We start from the raw sequence: 2,913 nt of genomic DNA, 5'->3' as shown, positions 1-2,913 counted from the left end.
CCCGGGGCCGCGGCCCCGGGCGAACCGCTGCGCCCCCGCGGCCCGGCCCTCCTGACCCTGGTGGATTGGTTTGCTATTAAATAAATAGCATCAAGGGCAATGGGTACTAGGGCATTCGGCCTTTTTCCATCGCAATCCTGGCAGCGGGAAGGGGGCCGGTGCCGCGCGGGCGATACTTTCCCCTCCCCTGGATTTCGCCGTTCCGCGCCCACCGATGCTCTCTTTTCCACCTGCCCGCATCCTCCTCACCCTGGCCCTGGCCCTGGCGGCCGCGGTGGTGTGTCTGGCCCTGCACACGCCGCTGCCGTGGATGATCGGCCCGCTGGTCGCCACCGCGCTGCTGTCCATCTCGGGCGTGCCCACGGCCAGTTCGCGGCGCCTGCGCAATGCCGGGCAGTGGACCCTGGGCGCGGTGCTGGGCCTGTATTTCACGCCGCAGGTCACCGCGCTGGTGGCGGGGCTGTGGTGGGCGATCGCGCTGGGCGTGGCGTGGGCGCTGTTCGGGGGCTGGCTGTTCGGCGCATGGCTGTACCGCGTGCATGCGCCGCATTTGCAGGGCGTCCCGGCGCCGGTGGTGCGCGCGACCAGCTATTTCTCGGGCGCCATCGGCGCGGCCTCGGAGATGACCCTGCTGGCCGAGCGCGAACACGCCCGCACCGACCTCGTGGCCGCCAGCCACAGCCTGCGGCTGGTGATCGTGACGGTGACCATTCCGTTCGCGCTGCAGTTCAGCGGCCTGCACGGCCTGGACCTGCTGCCGCCCGCCGTGCGCGTGGTGGATGTGCAGGGCCTGGCGCTGCTGGCCGGCCTCACCGGCCTGGGCGCGCTGGCGATGGACCGCCTGGGCCGCGCCAACCCCTGGTTCATGGGCGCGCTGCTGGTCTCGATGGGCCTGGCCATGGCGGGCATCACGCTGTCGGCCGTGCCGCAGGCGCTGGTCAACGCCGCGCAGCTGGTGATCGGCGTCAGCCTGGGCGTGCGCTTTCGACCGGGCTTTTTGCACACCGCGCCGCGCTGGCTGGGCTCGGTGGCGATCGGCACGCTGGTGCTGCTCGCCGTGTGCGCCCTGTTCGCCGTGGCGCTGTCCCAGGCCACCGGGCTGCACTGGGTGACGATGGTGCTGGCCTCGGCCCCCGGCGGCATCGCCGAGATGTCGATCACCGCCAAGGTGCTGCAGCTGGGCGTGCCGGTGGTGACGGCCTTCCAGGTGTGCCGGCTGATCGCCGTGCTGCTGCTGGTGGCGCCGTTGTATCGGTGGATTTACCCGGCGACGAAGCCGGCCGGCTAGCCGCGCTGGCCCATGGGGTGTGCCTGGGCTGACATGACTTGAAAATGAGTGCCCCAGTGGCACACGCCATTCATGTCAATGGCTTGCCTAAACAGGAAGGAGCCACGGAGCCCATCCCCGTGGCCGTGGGATGGTGTGGGCGATGCAAGGTTCGTCAGTGCACCACCACCGGGTTCTGCGCCAGCCCCACGTAGCCGTCCAGCGTGTCCTCGACTTCTTCCTGCGTGGGGGTGTCGCGCTGCCAGGCCAGGATCTGCTGCTGGAACATTTCGGCCCACGAGCCGTCCAGGTACACCTCCTTGCCGGAGCGCTTGTCCACGATTTCGAAGCCGTGGCGCGCCAACTGGGGCGGGGTGGGCCAGCCTTTGGGGGCACCGTCCGCGGCGGCATCCGGCTGCATGTGGACCACCACGAAGGTTTCGGAGTCATAGAGCATGTGCATGGTGTTCCTCTGTCGGTGTGTTGCTGTCAGATGGCCACCCAGGTCGCTAAGTTCAAGCCCTGGCGCTTTCGGCGGTCGGTGAAAACCCGCCGGCTGCGTGAAAACAGTATTTCATGAATCCTGTGCGCGGGCGGCCTGATCCGCGAAGTAACCGCACTGTCCCACGCCCATGTGGGCGAAACCGCACAGGTTCTCGGGCGGTTCGCCGCGCCGCAAGCTGCGATCAGGGCGGTGCGTTGGCGCTCAGGCGCAGGTCGGCGAAGTCGCCGTTGGACTGCGTGATGCGGATGCGCGCCGGCAGAAAGCCCAGTGACGGCGCGAGCCAGAGCTCGGCCTTCTGGTCGTATTCCTTGCGCGGCAGGCGCTGCAGCTTGAGCGCGGGGGTGGCGCCGCGGGGCAGGTCCAGCATCTCGGTGCCTTCCACGGTGAAGGTCCAGCGGTCGGCGTAGCGCGCGCCCACGGTGGTCAGGGTGATCTGGGTGCCGTCGGGATAGCGCTCGGGGGCGGCGGCCAGCAGGGCGCCCAGTTGGATGAACACGCTCAGGCGGTCCTGCGCGCCCGCGCCGATGGCGGCCTGCGGCGTGTTGGCGCTGAAGGTCACGCGCCCCTGGCCGAAGTTGAAATGCGCGGCCTGCTCGCTGCGGGCCTTGTCGCCGAAGCGTTCCGGCTGCAGGCCGCTGGCGGTCACCTGCCCGGTGCTGGTCTGCGAGCGCGCGCCGATCAGGAAGGCCTTGATCTCCTGCCGGGCCTCGTAGCGGGCGCCGTCGTGGCGCCACAGCAGTTCGGCACTGGCGCGGTAGTTGAACTTCTTGGCCTGGCCGCTCACCTCGAACTCCAGGCGCACCGGATCGGGCAGGCGCGCGGGTGGCGGCGTGGTGCTGGCCGTGTTGGCGCCGGCGCCGGGCGGTCGGATGTCTACGCCGGCGCTGCTGTCCTGGGCGCTGTCGGTGGGCGAGGCGGCTGCGGCCGATGCGGGGCTGGACGCAGCGGAGGCGGCCTGCTCGGGCGCTGTGGCTGTCTCGGAGGCCGCGCCCTCCGGCACGGCGGTTCCAGCCGATGCCATGGCCGTGGTGTCTGCGGCGGGAGTCTCTGCCGTGGCCGAGGCCTCGCCCGGGGGGCATCGGCGGCGCTTCCTGCGCAACGGGGCATCGATGGCGCGGGGCGCAGGGGGGCGCTGGCTTTG

The 2,913-nt window shown here is 70.5% G+C and carries 3 protein-coding genes; 1 reads left to right on the top strand and 2 read right to left on the bottom strand.

Translation table 11 applies throughout. From position 1 onward, the window contains the following. Window positions 1-214: 214 nt before the first annotated feature. On the top strand, window positions 215-1,288 hold the full coding sequence (locus AC27IQ_RS21615; protein ID WP_487090737.1) for an AbrB family transcriptional regulator: 1,074 nt from the start codon (window positions 215-217) through the stop codon (window positions 1,286-1,288). Between the two features lie 154 nt (window positions 1,289-1,442). Here the strand turns inward: AC27IQ_RS21615 and AC27IQ_RS21610 are convergent, their stop codons facing one another. Together AC27IQ_RS21610 and AC27IQ_RS21605 are read right to left on the bottom strand one after the other, a co-directional pair. After that, a complete protein-coding gene (locus AC27IQ_RS21610; RefSeq protein WP_272566968.1) occupies window positions 1,443-1,730 on the bottom strand; it encodes a BTH_I0359 family protein in 288 nt (95 codons plus the stop codon). 223 nt (window positions 1,731-1,953) lie between these two features. Next, window positions 1,954-2,913, bottom strand: a 960-nt coding sequence (locus AC27IQ_RS21605) for a DUF3108 domain-containing protein (protein WP_487090736.1), incomplete at its 5' end; no start/stop codon positions are given.

Source organism: Acidovorax sp. KPB24-07, assembly GCF_057543315.1.
Note: the sequence above shows the minus strand (reverse complement) of the source record. Positions and strands in the feature narration are given on the sequence as shown.

Bases quoted from the DNA above. Each gene is read 5' to 3' on its own strand.
- AC27IQ_RS21615 (WP_487090737.1), top strand. From the start codon at position 215: ATGCTCTCTTTTCCACCTGCCCGCATCCTCCTCACCCTGGCCCTGGCC.
- AC27IQ_RS21610 (WP_272566968.1), bottom strand. From the start codon at position 1,730: ATGCACATGCTCTATGACTCCGAAACCTTCGTGGTGGTCCACATGCAG.